The sequence below is a fragment of the Sphingomonas aracearum genome (genome assembly GCF_003345355.1).
Classification (GTDB): domain Bacteria; phylum Pseudomonadota; class Alphaproteobacteria; order Sphingomonadales; family Sphingomonadaceae; genus Sphingomonas; species Sphingomonas aracearum.
In genome coordinates, this window is record NZ_QQNB01000002.1 from 869,912 (window position 1) to 883,525 (window position 13,614).

Sequence of the window (13,614 nt, forward strand, 5' to 3'; positions counted from 1 at the left end):
CCACCGGCGCGGCGATGTATTACCACGTTCGAAACCAGCCGGAACCGCTTCTTCATGCCCGATTGCCGCGACCGGCCCTCCTGCCCCATCGATCAAGACGTCACGCGATGAGCCTTGCCCCGCGTCCGGTGTTTCTGGCCGGCCCTTCGGATCTTGCCCGCATCATCGCCGAGCGGGACTGGTCGCAAACGCCGCTCGGTCCGATCGAGAGCTGGCCGGCGCATCGGCGGACGGTGGTGTCGTTGATCCTCCAGTCGCAGCTGCCGATCGTCACCTTGTGGGGCGAGCCGGGCATCATGCTCTACAACGATGCCTATGCCGTGTTCGCGGGCGGGCGGCACCCGGAGCTGCTCGGCTCGGAGGTGCGCTCCGGCTGGCCGGAAGTCGCCGATCTCAACGATCACGTCATCAAGACGGTGTTCCGCCGCGGCGAGACGCTGAGCTACAAGGACCAGCCGCTCGTCCTCAATCGCAACGGGTCGCCCGAGCCGTTGTGGACCGACCTCGATTACTCGCCGATCCTCGACGAGGAAGGGCGGCCCGCCGGCGTGATCGCCATTGTGGTGGAAACCACTGCCAAGGTCCGCGCGGAGCAGCGCGCGGCGGGCGAGCGCGAGCGGTTGCAGCGCAAGTTCGAGCAGTCGCCGGGCTTCACCGCCACGCTGCACGGCCCCGATCATGTGATCGATTTCGCCAACATCTCCTTTCAGGAGCTGTTCCACCGCACCGAACTGGTGGGCAAGCCTGCGCGCGAGGCACTGCCGCGCCTGTGGGAACGGGGTCTGGGCACCCTTCTCAACCGTGTGTTCCGCTCCGGCGAGCCCTTCTCGGCCCGCGGCATGGCGGTGACGCTGGACGAGGCGGACGGCAGCGATCCGCGACGGGCGTTTCTCGATTTCACCTGCCAGCCGCTGCGCGAGGAGGATGGCCAGGTTTCCGGCATCTTCGTCACCGGCTACGACGTCAGCCAGCTGCGCCGCGCGCAGGAGCGGCTGGACCTGGCGCAGCGCGCCGGCGGCGTGGGCACGTTCGAGCTCTACCCCGACACGCGGACGCTGAGCGTGTCGCTGGAGTTCTGCCGCCTGTGGGGGCTGCCGGAAACGGACGAGGTGCGGCTGGACGATCTCGCCGCCATGCTGGAGCCGGAGGACCAGCCGGGGCTACGCTCCACTTCGGAAGATCCCGGCCAGGTGGCGCTCGGCTATATCGAATACCGCATCCGCCGCGGCGACACGGGGGAGCGGCGGTGGATCGCGCGCAGCGGCGAGCGGGTGGTGGAAGCGGACGGGAGCGTGCGCTTTGCCGGCGTGGTCTATGACATCACCCACGCGAAACGGGCGGAGGAGCAGCTGCAACAGCTCAACTCCACGCTGGAGGCCCGCGTGGCGCAGCGCTCGGCCGATCTGGACCGCATGTGGCGGCTCACCACCGACCTGATGCTGGTCGCCGATTTCGACGGCGTGATCCAGGCGCTCAATCCGGCATGGAGCACCATGCTGGGCTGGGACGAAGGCGAGCTGATCGGGCAGGTGCTGCTCGACATGGTCCATCCCGACGATCGCGCTTCCACCGCCCGCGAAGTCGGCAAGCTGGAAAGCGGGCTGACCACGCTGCACTTCGAGAACCGCTACCGCCACAAGGACGGCAGCTATCGCTGGCTCAGCTGGACGGCCGTACCCGACGATCGCTTCCTCCATGCCGTGGGCCGGGACATCGAAAGCGAGAAACAGGCCCAGGCGCAGCTGGAGGCAGCACAGGACGCCCTGCGCCAATCGCAGAAGATGGAGGCGGTGGGGCAGCTGACCGGCGGCATCGCGCACGATTTCAACAATCTGCTGACGGTGGTGACCGGCAACATCGACATGGCAACCCGCGCGCTGGACGCCGCGCAGGTGGAGGACGCACGCTCGCGCCGCGCGCTCGACAACGCCATGAAGGGTGCGGAGCGGGCGGCGACGCTGACCCAGCGCCTGCTCGCCTTTTCCCGCCGCCAGCCGCTGGCCCCGCGTGCGATCGACGTCGACCGGCTGGTCGCGGGTATGGGCGACCTCCTGAACCGCTCCCTGGGCGAGACGATCGGGCTGGAAATCGTCACCGCGCCCGGCCTCTGGCGGGTGGAGGCCGATCCCAACCAGCTCGAAAGCGCGATCCTCAACCTGGCGGTGAACGCGCGCGACGCGATGCCGAACGGCGGCGAACTGGTGATCGAAACCGCCAATGCGCAGCTGGGCGACGATTATGTCGCCGCGCAGGCGGAGGTGGCGCCCGGCCAGTATGTCGTGATCGCGGTGACGGACACCGGCGAGGGAATGGGCCGGGACACGATCGGCCGCGTGTTCGAACCGTTCTTCACCACCAAGCAGGTGGGCAAGGGCACCGGGCTCGGCCTTTCCATGGTCTACGGCTTCGTCAAGCAGTCCGGCGGCAACGTGAAGGTCTATTCGGAAGAAGGCCGCGGCACGACCGTGAAGATCTATCTGCCGCGCATGCTCAGCGACGCGGCACCCGAAGAGGAGACGTTCGTCACACCGGGCCTGGAAGTAAGCGCGCGGCGGGAGACGGTGCTGGCGGTGGAGGATGACGACGACGTCCGCGCCTACACCGTGGAGTGCCTGCGCGACCTCGGCTACCGCGTCCTTGAGGCGTATGACGGCCCGTCCGCCCTGCGCCTGCTGAAGCGGCAGGAGGAGCCGATCGACCTGCTCTTCACCGACGTGGTGATGCCCGGCATGTCGGGCAGCGAGCTGGCCCAGGCCGCGCGCGAGCAGCAGCCCGGCCTGCGGGTGCTCTACACCTCCGGCTATACGCGCAACGCCATCGTGCACGGCGGCCGGCTGGATCCGGGCGTGGAGATGATCGCCAAGCCCTTCGCCTATGCCGCGCTGGCGCAGAAGGTGCGCGACGTGCTCGACACCGGCCGTACCGGACGCGTCCTGGTGATCGATGCGGCGGAGGGCGCGCGCCGCGAGACGGTGGAGGCGCTCCATGGCGCGGGCTATGCCGTGGACGAGGCGGCGACGCCGGTGGAAGGACTGAGCCTGTTGCGCTCGGCGCGAGGCCGCTACGACGCGGTGGTGATCGGCGCAGAGCCCGCAGAGACGGTCGCGGGCGAACTGCGGGCGCTCCATGCCGACCTGCCCTTGCTGCTGCTGCTACCGGACGAGGCGCGCGCGATCGTCGCCGAGCCGGCGGATCGCTGCACCGCGACGCTGGCACGGCCGTTCACCGGGCGTCTGCTGATCGAGGCCCTGGCGGCAATCCTGCGCGGCTGCGCACAGGAATAGGCAACCGCCGCTCCGAACGCGTCCGGGAGTGCTAGCGGGCGTCGTTGTCCGAGAAGAACCGCTCGATCACGCCCTGGGCGAGCCGCGCCGGGCGCAGCGTTTCCGCGTCCAGGCAGCACCAGCTGGACTTCACCTCCGCCAGCACTTCCTCCCCGCGCTTGATGACGGTTTCGTAGAAGGCGCGCGCGCCCTGCACCTTTTCGAGCAGGACGGTGGCGATCACGTCGTCGTTGAGGAAGGTCGGCTTGCGATAGGTGATCTCGTGCTTCAGCGCGACCCACAGGTGCTGCGCCACCGCCTCGGCCGGCGCCAGCGCACGCCAGTGATCGATCACCGCTTCCTGAACCCATTTCAGGTAGCTGGCATTGTTCACATGCCCCATGAAATCGATGTCGGCCGGATCGATGCCAATGGAGACGCGGTGCGGAATGGCGGTGCTCACACGCTTGTAAGTAGCACCCGCGTCTTAACGAAGCGAGTCGGATGCGACAGGCCGTTATTCCAGCTCGAGAATCACCTCGTCCACCGCGAGGCTGGCGCCGGGCTGCGCATTGACCGCCTTCACCGTGCCCGATTTCTCCGCGCGCAGGATGTTTTCCATCTTCATCGCCTCCACTACCGCAAGCGCCTGCCCGGCCTCCACCTTGTCGCCGGCCGCGACATCGAGGCGCACGAGCAGGCCCGGCATCGGGCTGACCAGGAACCTGGAAAGGTCCGGCGGCACCTTGTCGATCAGGTGCCGCGCGAACGGCGCCGCATGGGCCGGCAGCACCCGCACCTTGTGGCTCGCACCGCGGGTGGACAGCACGAGGCCGCCGCGCGTGCGCCGCAGCTTCACCGCCAGCTCCGCGCCGTCCAGCTCGGCCAGGATCAGCCGGTCGCCGGGCGTATATTCCAGCGCGATCGGCAACTCCTCGCCGCCCACGAACAAGGCGTCGGGCGAGATCGACACGTCCTGGTCCTCGCCGTCGATCCGCACCACCCACTCGGCGGGCGGACGCAGGCGGCCGCCGAGCTGTCCGTCGATCCGCCGCGCGCGATCCGCTTCCGCCGTCGCGACAAAGCCGGCGATCGCGGCCAGCGCGCGTTTCAGCTCGTCGCTCGCCGGCGCCCCGTGGAAGCCGTCCGGATATTCCTCCGCGATGAACCCGGTGGTGATCTCGCCGGAGCGGAAGCGCGGGTGCTGCATCAGCGCGGACAGGAAATCGAGATTGGTCCCCGGCCCCTCGATCTCGAACTGGTCGAGCGCCGCGATCTGCGCATCGATCGCTTCCTCCCGCGTCGGCGCCCAGGTGATGAGCTTGGCGATCATCGGGTCGTAGAACATGCTGACCTCGCCGCCTTCGCGCACGCCGTCGTCAATGCGGGTCACGACCTCGTCATTGCGAGTGGAGCGAAGCAATCCAGAGCCGCCCTCGCCGTCGCGGGATTGCCGCGCGGCTTTGCCGCTCGCAAGGACGGTTGGTGCCGGCGGCTGATACCGCACCAGCCGCCCGATGCTGGGCAGGAACCCGCGATAGGGATCCTCGGCATAAACGCGGTTCTCCACCGACCAGCCGTGGATGCCCACGTCATCCTGCCCGAACGACAGCTTCTCGCCCGCCGCCACGCGGATCATCTGCTCGACCAGATCGAGCCCGGTGATTTCCTCCGTCACCGGATGCTCCACCTGCAGCCGGGTGTTCATCTCGAGGAAGTAGAAGCTCTCGCCTGTCGTATCCGCGCCCGACACGATCAGCTCCACCGTGCCCGCGCTGTGATACCCCACCGCCCGCGCCAGCGCGACCGCCTGCTCGCCCATCGCTTGCCGCATCTGCGGCGTGACGAACGGCGACGGCGCTTCCTCCACCACCTTCTGGTGGCGCCGCTGTACCGAACACTCGCGTTCGTTGAGGTAGACGATGTTGCCGTGCTGGTCGCCGAGCACCTGGATCTCGATATGCCGCGGCGATTCGATGAACTTCTCGATGAACACGCGGTCGTCGCCGAAGCTGGCCAGCCCCTCGCGCTTGGTCGCCTCGAACCCCTCGCGCACGTCGGGCTCGGACCAGGCGAGCCGCATCCCCTTGCCGCCGCCGCCTGCGCTTGCCTTCATCATCACCGGATAGCCGATCTCGCCGGCGATCCGCACCGCCTCGTCCGTATCGGCGATCTCGCCCAGGAAGCCCGGCACGACATTGACGCCCGCCGCCTGCGCCAGCTTCTTGGATTCGATCTTGTCGCCCATCGCCGCGATCGCGTTCGGCGGCGGCCCGACAAAGGCGATCCCCGCCTCCGCGCACGCCCGCGCGAAGCTCTCGCGCTCGGAGAGGAAGCCATAGCCGGGATGGATGCAGTCCGCCCCCGTCTCCTTGGCGGCGAGCAGGATCAGCTCCGCCTTGAGATAACTCTCCGCCGCCGGCGCCGGCCCGAGCCGCACCGCCTCGTCCGCCATCAGCACATGCGGTGCGCGCGCATCCGCGTCCGAATAGACCGCCACGGTGGCGATGCCCATCTTCCTGGCGGTACGGAACACCCGGCAGGCGATCTCGCCACGATTGGCGACCAGGATTTTCTTGAACATCAGCGGCCCTTTTCAAGATAACCGATCAGCCGGCGACTTACAGCCACGCAGGCGATCCACAACGAACTGAGATACATCGGGAGATAATGGCACCAGCTTGGTTCACGCCCCTGCGCATATAGAAGGCATTGCCCCCACCACACGATGCCTGAAACGAAGGCAATTATGCCGGCCAGCAGCGTACCCATGGCGGCTGCAATCAACCATTTGTCCGCACCCTTCCAGGTCATCCGGCAACTACTTCATGTTCCCCGGCGAAGGCCGGGGCCCAGCCCCTCACCATAGCTCGCGCGGCAGCGTGATCGGCGCATTGCGCCGAGACTGGGCCCCGGCCTTCGCCGGGGAACAAGCTAGCAAATGTCACTCTGCCGCCTCAGCAGCCCCCTCGTCACCCCAGACTCGTCCCAGGGGTCCGCTTCTTCCCTCCGCATCAAGGCAGCGGGACCCCGGCTCAAGGCCGGGGTGACGCGCGGGCTCCGCCGCCATCGGCCTTACCCCCAGCTTCGCGAACAGCGCCGCATCCCGGTCATCCCCCGCATTCGCCGCGGTCAGCAGCTTGTCGCCGGTGAAGATCGAGTTCGCGCCCGCCAGGAAGCACAAGGCCTGCGTCGCCTCCCCCATGCTCTCCCGTCCCGCCGACAGCCGCACCATGGCTTTCGGCATGGTGATCCGCGCTACCGCCACCGTACGGACGAACTCGATATCATCGATCCTGGCGAGCGGCGTGTCCGCCAGCATGTCGCCCAGCACCGTGCCCTTCACCGGCACCAGCGCGTTGATCGGCACGCTGCCGGGATGCTCCGGCAAGGTCGCCAGCGCATGGACGAAGCCGACGCGGTCCTCCCGCGTCTCGCCCATGCCGACGATCCCGCCGCAGCACACGTTGATCCCCGCCGCCCGGACATTCTCCAGCGTGTCCAGCCGCTCGCCAAAGGTGCGCGTGGTGATGACCTCGCCATAGCGCTCGGGCGAGGTGTCGATGTTGTGGTTGTAGTAATCGAGCCCCGCCGCGCCCAGCCGCGCGGCCTGTGCCGGGGTGAGCATGCCCAGGGTCATGCACGTCTCCAGCCCAAGTCCGCGTACGCCCTCGACCATCTGGACGATCGCATCCATGTCGCGGTCCTTGGGATTGCGCCACGCCGCACCCATGCAGAAGCGGGTGGAGCCGTGATCCTTTGCCTGCGCCGCCGCCTGGAGGACGGAGCGCACGTCCATCAGCCTGGTCGCCTTCACCCCGCTGTCGGCGACCACCGATTGCGAGCAATAGCCGCAATCCTCCGGGCAGCCGCCGGTCTTGATCGACAGCAGGGTGGAAAGCTGCACCTCGTCCGCCGCGTGGTGCGCGCGGTGCACCTCGGCGGCCTGGAAGACGAGCGAGGGGAAGGGCAGGTCGAACAACGCCGCGATCTCGTCGCGGGTCCAATCGGTGCGGGTCTCCTCCGCGCGGGTCATGCCGCCGCCTCGTCCTGCGGCGGCATGTTATGGCCGAGCAGCCGCAGCACTTCTTCCGCCGCCTTCACCAGGTTCGTGCCCGGCCCGAAGATCGCCTGCACACCCGCATCGCGCAGCGCCTGATAGTCCTGCGCGGGGATCACCCCGCCGGCGATCACCTTGATGTCGGCACGGCCCGCATCGCGCAGGTGGCCGATCAGTTCGGGGATCAGCGTCTTGTGTCCGGCCGCCAGGCTGGAGGCGCCGACCACGTCCACATCGCTCTCGATCGCCAGCGCCGCCGCTTCCGCCGGGGTCTGGAACAAGGGGCCGGGCACCACCTCGAACCCCAGGTCGCCGAACGCCGAGGATACGAGGTTGGCGCCGCGGTCATGACCGTCCTGCCCCATCTTGGCGACCAGCATGCGCGGGCGCCGGCCGAGGCGCTGCCCGATCGAGCCCACGCCCGCCATCAGCCCCTGCCAGCGCCGATCGTCGGCATGCGCGCCGCCATAGATGCCGCTGACCGGCGTAGGCTGCGTGCCGTAGCGCGCGAACGCCACTTCCATCGCCGCGCTGATCTCGCCCAGCGTGGCGCGTGCCCGTGCCGCCTCTACCGCCAGCGCGAGCAGGTTCGCGTCGCCGCGCGCGCCTTCCTGCAAGGCCATCAGCGCCGCTTGCGCCGCGCCCTCGTCGCGGGCCGCCTTCACCGCCGCGATGCGGCGCACCTGCGCCTCGCGCACGGCATGGTTGTCGACGTCGAGGATGTCGATCGGCTGCTCCTCGGCCAGCCGGTACTTGTTGACGCCGACGATCACGTCCTCGCCCTTGTCGACCCGCGCGGCGCGGGCGGCGGCGGCTTCCTCGATCATCGCCTTGGGCCAGCCGGCGGCGACCGCCTTGGCCATGCCGCCCTCCGCCTCCACGCGCTCGACGATCGCCCAGGCCTCGTCCACCAGCTGTTTCGTGAGCGCCTCCACATAGTAGCTGCCGCCGAGCGGATCGACCACGTTGGTCATCCCCGTCTCTTCCTGGATCACCAGCTGCGTGTTGCGCGCGATGCGGGCGGAGAAGTCGGTGGGCAGCGCGATCGCCTCGTCCAGCGCGTTGGTGTGCAGCGATTGCGTGCCGCCCAGCATCGCCGTCATCGCCTCGATCGTGGTGCGCATGACGTTGTTGTACGGGTCCTGCTCGGTCAGCGAGACGCCGGACGTCTGGCAATGCGTGCGCAGCATCTTGGAGCGCTCGTCCCTGGCGCCCAATTGCGTCATCACCCGGTGCCACAGCACGCGCGCGGCGCGCAGCTTGGCGATCTCCATGAAGAAGTTCATGCCGATCGCGAAGAAGAAGCTCAGCCGCCCGGCGAACTTGTCGATGTCCAGCCCGGAAGCGACCCCGTACTTCACGTACTCCATGCCGTCGGCGATGGTGAAGGCGAGCTCCTGCACCTGTGTCGCGCCGGCTTCCTGCATGTGGTAGCCGGAGATGGAGATGGAATTGAACTTCGGCATGTTGGCCGAGGTGTAGGCGAAGATGTCCGAGATGATCCGCATGCTCGGCTCGGGCGGGTAGATGTACGTGTTGCGGACCATGAACTCCTTGAGGATGTCGTTCTGGATGGTCCCGTCGAGCTGGGCCTGCGCCACGCCCTGCTCTTCGCCGGCGACGATGAAGAAGGCGAGGATCGGGATCACCGCGCCGTTCATCGTCATGGAGACGCTCATCTGATCGAGCGGAATGCCGTCGAACAGGATCTTCATGTCCTCGACGCTGTCGATCGCCACGCCCGCCTTGCCGACGTCACCGACGACGCGAGGATGGTCGCTGTCATAGCCGCGATGCGTGGCGAGATCGAAGGCGACCGACAGCCCCTTCTGCCCGGCGGCCAGATTGCGGCGATAGAAGGCGTTGCTCTCCTCCGCGGTGGAGAAGCCGGCATATTGGCGGATCGTCCACGGGCGGCCGGCATACATGGACGCGCGCACGCCGCGGGTGAACGGCGCGAACCCGGGCAGGCCTGGGTCCCAGCCTTCCGCGTCCGCCGCCGTGTAGAGCGGCTTCACGGCGATGCCTTCCGGCGTGTGCCAGGTCAGGTCGCGGCCCTTCACCTCCTTGGCGGCGGCGGCGGCCCATTTGTCGAGCGTCGGATGATCGGATGGCTCGGGCAGGTCGCGCGGCGGGGGAGCGGCGCCGGTGTCCTCGCCGGTATTGTTCTCGATGTCAGCCATTCGCTCCTCCCGTGCTCCCGCGCCGGCGGGAGCCCAGAGTTACGGAGCACAACTCTTGCGGCTCTGGGCTCCCGCCTGCGCGGGAGCACGGGTCAGTGGTTACCACGCGGCGTCTCCATGATCTCGGTCAGCACGCCGCCCATGTCGCGCGGGTGGAGAAAGAAGATCGGCGTCCCATGCGCGCCCGTCCGCGGCTCGCCCAACACGCGCACTCCGCGCGCCTCGAACCACGCTTTCGCCACATGGATATCCGGCACCTCGTAGCAGACGTGGTGCTGCCCACCGGCCGGATTCTTCTTCAGAAACGCCCGGATCGGCGAGGCGTCACCCAGCGGCTCGATCAGCTCGATCTGCGTCGCCTGTCCTGAGCCTGTCGAAGGAGGCGTATCCACGAAGCACACCTTCACGCCCTGCGCCGGCAGGTCGAACGGCTCGCCGATGCTGGTCGCGCCCATCACGTCGCGCCAGAACGATATCGCTTCGGCAATCGACGGCGTCGCCACGCCGACATGGTTGAGCCGGCCGAGGTTCATGCGCTCTTCTCCGTCTCTGCCGTCATTGCGAGCGCAGCGAAACAATCCAGGGCCGCGCACAGTACCCTGGATTGCTTCGCTGCGCTCGCAATGACGAGGCTGTAGAGTCGTGTCGGCTCAACCATGGGCAATCTGCTCGTAAAGGTCCTGCCAGCGCGGGTTCATCGTCTCGATCAGTGCAAGCTTCTTGGCTCGGGAGCCGCCCTTCAACTGTTTTTCACGCAGGATCGCCGCCTCCATCGTTTCTGCCGCCTCGAACCACACCAGCAGCTTGCAGCCATAGCGCTTGGTGAAGCCATCGATCACACCCGTGCGATGCTCCCACGCGCGACGCGGGAGGTTGGACGTGACGCCCACGTACAAGGTGCCGTTGCGACCGCTCGCCATGATGTAGATCGCAGGGTGCATCAGCTTACCAACCTAGCCGTCATTGCGAGCGTAGCGAAGCAATCCAGGGTTGCCGGTGTGGCTCCGGATTGCTTCGCTGCGCTCGCAATGACGGGTCTAAAGCGGAATATTGTCATGCTTCTTCCACGGGTTCTCCAGCGCCTTCCCCCGCAGCTTGCGCAGCCCCAGCGCGATCCGCCGCCGCGTGGAGTGCGGCTGGATCACCTCGTCGATGAAGCCCTTTGACGCCGCCACGAACGGGTTGGCAAAGCGCGCCTCGTACTCCGCCGTCCGCTCGGCGATCTCCTCCGGCGTGCGGCTGCGGAAGATGATCTCCACCGCGCCCTTCGCGCCCATCACCGCGATCTCCGCGGTGGGCCAGGCGTAGTTCAAATCACCGCGCAGATGCTTGCTCGCCATCACGTCATACGCGCCGCCATAGGCCTTGCGGGTGATGACGGTGATCTTGGGCACGGTCGCCTCGCCGTACGCGAACAGGAGCTTGGCGCCGTGCTTGATGATGCCGTTCAGTTCCTGCTGCGTGCCCGGCAGGAAGCCCGGCACGTCCACGAACGTCACGATCGGGATGTCGAAACAGTCGCAGAAGCGCACGAAGCGCGCCGCCTTCTTCGACGAGTTGATGTCCAGCACACCCGCGAGCACCATCGGCTGGTTGGCGACGAAGCCCACCGTGCGCCCCTCGATCCGCCCGAAGCCGGTGAGGATGTTGCCCGCATGCGCCGGCTGCACCTCGAAGAAGTCGCCCTCGTCCACCACCTTCCGGATCAGCTCGTGCATGTCGTACGGCTGGGCGGGCGAAGGCGGGATCAGCGTGTCGAGGCTTTCCTCCAACCGGTCGAACGGGTCGTCGGTGGGCCGCTCCGGCGGCGCCTCGCGGTTGGAAAGCGGAAGGAAGTCCACGAAGTCGCGGGCCGCGAGCAGCGCCTCGATGTCATTGTCGAAGGCCAGATCGGCGACCCCCGACTTCGTGGTATGCGTCACTGCTCCACCCAGTTCCTCCTGCGTGACGATCTCGTTGGTAACGGTCTTCACTACATCTGGGCCGGTGACGAACATGTAGGATGAGTCCTTCACCATGAAGATGAAGTCGGTCATCGCGGGAGAATAGACGGCGCCGCCCGCGCACGGCCCCATGACGAGGCTGAGCTGCGGCACCACGCCGGAGGCGAGCACGTTGCGCTGGAACACTTCGGCATAGCCGCCGAGCGAGGCGACGCCCTCCTGGATGCGCGCGCCGCCTGAGTCGTTGAGGCCGATCACCGGCGCGCCGACCTTCATGGCCATGTCCATGATCTTGCAGATCTTCTGCGCATGCCGTTCGGACAGCGAGCCGCCGAACACGGTGAAATCCTGGCTGAACACGAAGACGAGGCGGCCGTTGATCGTGCCCGATCCGGTTACCACGCCGTCGCCGGGAATGTGCTGCGCATCCATGCCGAAGTCGACGGCATTGTGCTCCACGAACATGTCGAGCTCCTCGAACGAGCCCTCGTCCAGCAGCACCTGGAGCCGCTCGCGCGCGGTCAGCTTGCCCTTGGCATGCTGTGCGTCGATGCGGCGTTGCCCGCCGCCCATGCGCGCCGCCTCGCGCCGGCGTTCCAGTTCCTCGGTCGTCGTCGTGGTCATGACACCTCTCACGCACGCGCTTTGCGACAGCCTAGCGCTCCGCCACAACTGTGTTCTTGCAAAGTTGCAGTGGTCTGCTTTGCAAAGTAGATCAGCCCCATGCCCAGTCGTCGAACCTTTGCCGGGCCGCTGTTGCGCGACCTGCGCCTGCGCCACCGCCTGCCCCAGGCGGCGATGGCGGCGCGGCTCGGCATCTCGGCGAGCTATCTGTCGCAGATCGAGGCCGGCGACCGGCCGGTCACGCCCAAGGTGCTCGCCGCTCTGGCAGAGGCGTTTCCCGGCGACTGGGCCGGCGTCGATCCGCAGGAAGAAGCGGCGTTGCTGGTCGATGCGCTGGCGGCGAGCGTCGATCCCGGCATTGCCGGCGGGGAGGCGGACGAAGAAGCGATCGCCCGGCTGGTGCGCCAGCAGCCGCAGCTTGCCCGGCGCATGGCGGAACTGCACCGCGCCTATCGCCGCTCGCAGGAGCAGGTGGCGGTGCTCGACGACCGGGTGGAGGCAGGCGGACGCGAGCCGGGCCTCTTGCCCTGGGAACAGGTGCGCGACTGGTTTCACGCCGAGGGCAATTACGTCGATCCGCTCGACCGCGCCGCGGAGGCGATCGGCGAGACATTGGCCGGCGATCCCCGAACGGCGCTGATCGAGCGGCTGAGCGCGCGCTTCGGCGTCGTGGTCGGCACGCTGGCGCCCGGTGACGGGCGGATGCGCGCCTATCAGCCCGCGCGCGGACGCCTGCTGCTCGATCCCGCGCAGCCGCCGGAAACGCTGCTGTTCGCGCTCGCCCACCAGCTGGCGCGCCATGAATTCGCCGAGCCGATCGCGACGATCGCCGCCGCAGCCGGCCCGGCGGCGGAGGAGCTGCTGGCGGCCGGGCTCACCAACTATGCCGCCGCCGCGCTGCTGATGCCCTATGAGCGCTTTCGCGCCGCCGCGCGCGAGGTGCGCCACGACATCGACCGGCTGCGGCTGCGCTTCGGCACCAGTTTCGAGCAGACCTGCCATCGCCTGTCCACGTTGCAGCGGCCGGGCGCGGCGGGCATCCCCTTTTTCTTCTGCCGCGTGGACCTGGCCGGCAACATCACCAAGCGGCACTCCGCGACGCGGCTCCAGTTCGCGCGCTTCGGCGGCGCCTGTCCCTTGTGGATCGTCCATGAGGCGGTGGCGGTGCCCGATCGCGTGCAGGTGCAGCTGGCGGAAACGCCCGACGGCATCCGCTACGTCTCCATGGCCAAGGGGCTGGTGAAGCCGTCCGGCAGCTACACGCGCCCGCCACGGCGCTATGCGGTGGCGCTGGGCTGTGAAGCGGACCAGGCCGGCGCGTTCGTCTATGCCGACGGGCTGAACCTGAAGGGGGCCGCGACGCCGATCGGCACGTCCTGCCGCATCTGCGTGCGCACCGATTGCGACCAGCGCGCCTTTCCGCCGGCCAGCGCCCGGATCGGGGTGGACCCGAACAATCGCGGGGTGGTGCCCTATTCGTTCGGGTAATCGGGTCGGCAGTTCAACGCCAAATTGACGCCCGCGCCGGAACGGCTATCCTT

General features: G+C 68.0%; 10 protein-coding genes. 2 read left to right on the plus strand and 8 right to left on the minus strand.

Annotated features, from left to right (window positions below):
• Nucleotides 1-107 precede the first annotated feature (107 nt).
• A complete protein-coding gene (locus DVW87_RS11455; RefSeq protein WP_181814811.1) occupies nucleotides 108-3,284 on the plus strand; it encodes a PAS domain-containing hybrid sensor histidine kinase/response regulator in 3,177 nt (1,058 codons plus the stop codon).
• Nucleotides 3,285-3,315: 31 nt separating this feature from the next.
• On the opposite strand, the gene DVW87_RS11460 is transcribed toward DVW87_RS11455, so the two are convergent.
• The 8 genes from DVW87_RS11460 to DVW87_RS11490 form a co-directional block, all read right to left on the minus strand.
• Entirely contained in the window at nucleotides 3,316-3,726 is a 411-nt protein-coding gene (locus tag DVW87_RS11460; protein ID WP_114687875.1) for an acyl-CoA thioesterase, read from the minus strand.
• 54 nt (nucleotides 3,727-3,780) lie between these two features.
• Nucleotides 3,781-5,847, minus strand: a complete 2,067-nt coding sequence (locus DVW87_RS11465) for an acetyl-CoA carboxylase biotin carboxylase subunit (RefSeq protein ID WP_114687876.1) — start codon at nucleotides 5,845-5,847, stop codon at nucleotides 3,781-3,783.
• Nucleotides 5,847-6,077, minus strand: a complete 231-nt coding sequence (locus DVW87_RS17810) for a hypothetical protein (RefSeq protein ID WP_181814812.1) — start codon at nucleotides 6,075-6,077, stop codon at nucleotides 5,847-5,849. The genes DVW87_RS11465 and DVW87_RS17810 overlap by 1 nt, the downstream gene beginning before the upstream one ends.
• 130 nt (nucleotides 6,078-6,207) lie before the next feature.
• A complete protein-coding gene (gene bioB, locus DVW87_RS11470; protein ID WP_114687877.1) occupies nucleotides 6,208-7,299 on the minus strand; it encodes a biotin synthase BioB in 1,092 nt (363 codons plus the stop codon).
• Nucleotides 7,296-9,506, minus strand: coding sequence for a methylmalonyl-CoA mutase (gene scpA / locus DVW87_RS11475; protein ID WP_114687878.1), 2,211 nt, complete (start codon nucleotides 9,504-9,506; stop codon nucleotides 7,296-7,298). The genes bioB and scpA overlap by 4 nt, the downstream gene beginning before the upstream one ends.
• A 92-nt stretch (nucleotides 9,507-9,598) precedes the next feature.
• Nucleotides 9,599-10,039, minus strand: a complete 441-nt coding sequence (mce, locus tag DVW87_RS11480; RefSeq protein WP_114687879.1) for a methylmalonyl-CoA epimerase — start codon at nucleotides 10,037-10,039, stop codon at nucleotides 9,599-9,601.
• A 117-nt stretch (nucleotides 10,040-10,156) separates the two neighbouring features.
• The gene (locus DVW87_RS11485; protein WP_114687880.1) at nucleotides 10,157-10,447 is read right to left on the minus strand and encodes a GIY-YIG nuclease family protein; all 291 of its coding nucleotides are present in this window, start codon (nucleotides 10,445-10,447) and stop codon (nucleotides 10,157-10,159) included.
• 96 nt (nucleotides 10,448-10,543) lie between these two features.
• Nucleotides 10,544-12,073: an acyl-CoA carboxylase subunit beta gene (locus DVW87_RS11490; RefSeq protein ID WP_114687881.1), complete on the minus strand. Its 1,530-nt coding sequence runs from the start codon at nucleotides 12,071-12,073 to the stop codon at nucleotides 10,544-10,546.
• Nucleotides 12,074-12,172: 99 nt separating this feature from the next.
• On the opposite strand from DVW87_RS11490, the gene DVW87_RS11495 reads away from it, so the two are divergent.
• Nucleotides 12,173-13,561, plus strand: a complete 1,389-nt coding sequence (locus tag DVW87_RS11495) for a helix-turn-helix domain-containing protein (protein WP_181814813.1) — start codon at nucleotides 12,173-12,175, stop codon at nucleotides 13,559-13,561.
• Nucleotides 13,562-13,614 lie beyond the last annotated feature (53 nt).

Coding starts and splice junctions, on each gene's coding strand:
- DVW87_RS11455 (WP_181814811.1), top strand. CDS start 108: ATGAGCCTTGCCCCGCGTCCGGTGTTTCTGGCCGGCCCTTCGGATCTT.
- DVW87_RS11465 (WP_114687876.1), bottom strand. CDS start 5,847: ATGTTCAAGAAAATCCTGGTCGCCAATCGTGGCGAGATCGCCTGCCGG.
- DVW87_RS17810 (WP_181814812.1), bottom strand. CDS start 6,077: ATGACCTGGAAGGGTGCGGACAAATGGTTGATTGCAGCCGCCATGGGT.
- bioB (WP_114687877.1), bottom strand. CDS start 7,299: ATGACCCGCGCGGAGGAGACCCGCACCGATTGGACCCGCGACGAGATC.
- scpA (WP_114687878.1), bottom strand. CDS start 9,506: ATGGCTGACATCGAGAACAATACCGGCGAGGACACCGGCGCCGCTCCC.
- mce (WP_114687879.1), bottom strand. CDS start 10,039: ATGAACCTCGGCCGGCTCAACCATGTCGGCGTGGCGACGCCGTCGATT.
- DVW87_RS11485 (WP_114687880.1), bottom strand. CDS start 10,447: ATGCACCCTGCGATCTACATCATGGCGAGCGGTCGCAACGGCACCTTG.
- DVW87_RS11490 (WP_114687881.1), bottom strand. CDS start 12,073: ATGACCACGACGACGACCGAGGAACTGGAACGCCGGCGCGAGGCGGCG.
- DVW87_RS11495 (WP_181814813.1), top strand. CDS start 12,173: ATGCCCAGTCGTCGAACCTTTGCCGGGCCGCTGTTGCGCGACCTGCGC.